The sequence below is a fragment of the Gilliamella apicola genome (assembly GCF_003202655.1).
GTDB classification, from domain to species: Bacteria; Pseudomonadota; Gammaproteobacteria; order Enterobacterales; family Orbaceae; genus Gilliamella; species Gilliamella apicola_R.
Window position 1 is genome coordinate 1 of record NZ_QGLR01000023.1, and the last position, 1,991, is coordinate 1,991.

Here is a 1,991-nt window from a genome sequence, read left to right on the forward strand (position 1 = left end):
GTTGTACGATATTGCCGTTGGAAGGCAAAAGGATATAGTCCTAGTAAGGTGGCATCATCGAGTAATAGTAACTCTTCGCCAGTAACCATTGAAATAGGGTCAGCCTTTTTTTTGGTATCTTTATCAGTTTGTGATTTTTTTCCACTGGGGGTTTCAGATGTTGATGTACCTTTACCTTTACCGTTACCGTTATCTTTACCGTTATCTTTATTGCTACCTCCACCTTTACCGTTACCTTTTCCGCTACCGTTACCTTTTCCACTACCTTTGCTGTTACCTCCATCTTGATCTTTACCTTTACCTTTGCTGTTACCTCCAGTTTCAGCTTCAGCTTTACCTTTAGTATTTTGATGATGAGGAGTTGGAGTAGTATTATGATTAGTATTAGTCGGAATAATACCACTATCATTTGGAGCTCTGTTTTGATTAATAGTGCTTACCCCACCATTCTTACTGTCAAGGTGAACATTAGTTTTTATAGGGGGGGGAGTTATGTTAAATTCTACGCCCGTAAACTGGGGATGAGTACCATGATTAATTTTATTTCCAATTAATTTGTTGCCTATAGATTTAACATAAGCATTCTTAAACTTGATCTTTTCAAAAAACTTAGCGACTAATTTAGAAGCTTGCGAAATTATAATATTTATAGGCTTCAATATCATATTAACCGCACGTATTAAATTTAAACCAGCACGGATTATTCGTAATGATAAAAAGATAGGACCAAGGACAGGATTGACAACAGATAATATAGCGCCAAATAATATCCCTCTTAATAGTTCACCTAACAGTGAACCACCAATTTCGACAAGCTTATTTAAAACCTTACCCCATGGGTAAGAAACGATTTCGGAAACTAAATAGCGACCAACAATATACATCATAGCTTCGTCTTGAGTTAAAGCTAAGAACTGTTTTGCTTTTTGTTTATCTTCTTCCAATATCTTTCCGATTTCAGATAAATCAAAAGTTATGCCATTTAATAATTCTCCTAATTTTGCTTTTGCATTGTTAAATTCTTCTATATATTTTATAGGATCGGTTAGAAGATCCCATGCTAGCGTCACGTCATCCCAAACATTAATAAAGCCCTTCCAAACTGAATCCTTAAATTTTTCTAATATGTTTTCACCAAGCGGCTCATCTAACCACTTTTGTTTACGTTCTGGCCACTGTGCAGCTAATCGTTCGTAGGCAGTTAGTACTAAATCGTCATAGGCCAAGTACAACGCTTGATTATGCTCAATTAATTTATCATCTGTCGCCCGAATATAGTAATTTTTTCCGGGAGTTAATCCCGAAAAAACAACTTCTCCTTTCTCATTAGTCGTACCACTTGCTACCAGATCCACGAGTCTAAATATGGGTTTTGTTTGTCCCCCGCTATTTGGGAATGTTAAATTCTTTACATCACCATATACTTCAATCTTAACATCGGGAATAGGTAGATCGAAGACTGATTCGTACTTTAGAACAATTTTCATCGTTCCATCTTTTTCACACTTTGCAAAAGAATAATTGTCATTCTCCCATGATTTAGTTTTTTTAGTTCTTGATAAAGGTTCTTTTCCAGATTTTACATCATTGATAATGGTCGCTCTGTCCATTTCCAGATTAGGTAACCCTATTGAATCTAACGAACCATTTGCAAAGTCAATATAACCTTTTTCTAGAAGTTCCTTATACCCTTTAGTGATAATTTGCTTATTTTTAAATAACTCTAATTCATCTTCAATAAATTCAATTGGTGTTAACATGCTAATATCCTTTTATTCAAAACTAACTAAAAAATTCACTCTCCAGTTCTTCAAATGGATTGGTAACTAACTCTAGCTCTTCGACTAATTTTGTTTTTAAGTTGTTTATGATGAGATTATCAATAACGTTATATTTAGCTGATTGTGATTGCCATAAGGCTAATATTCGCTGCTTAATTAGAATTTCCGGCAAAGTTTCATAATATGATGGATAGGTTTCTTTTAACCATA

Annotated in this window: 2 protein-coding genes; both read right to left on the minus strand. The window is 34.5% G+C overall.

Going from position 1 to position 1,991, the window contains the following annotated elements; genetic code table 11:
• Positions 1–1,760, minus strand: a 1,760-nt coding sequence (locus tag DKK70_RS16405; RefSeq protein ID WP_181416040.1) for a DUF6531 domain-containing protein, incomplete at its 3' end; no start/stop codon positions are given.
• Between the two features lie 22 nt (positions 1,761–1,782).
• On the minus strand, positions 1,783–1,991 hold a 209-nt coding region (locus tag DKK70_RS16895; RefSeq protein ID WP_181416041.1), incomplete at its 5' end, for a hypothetical protein.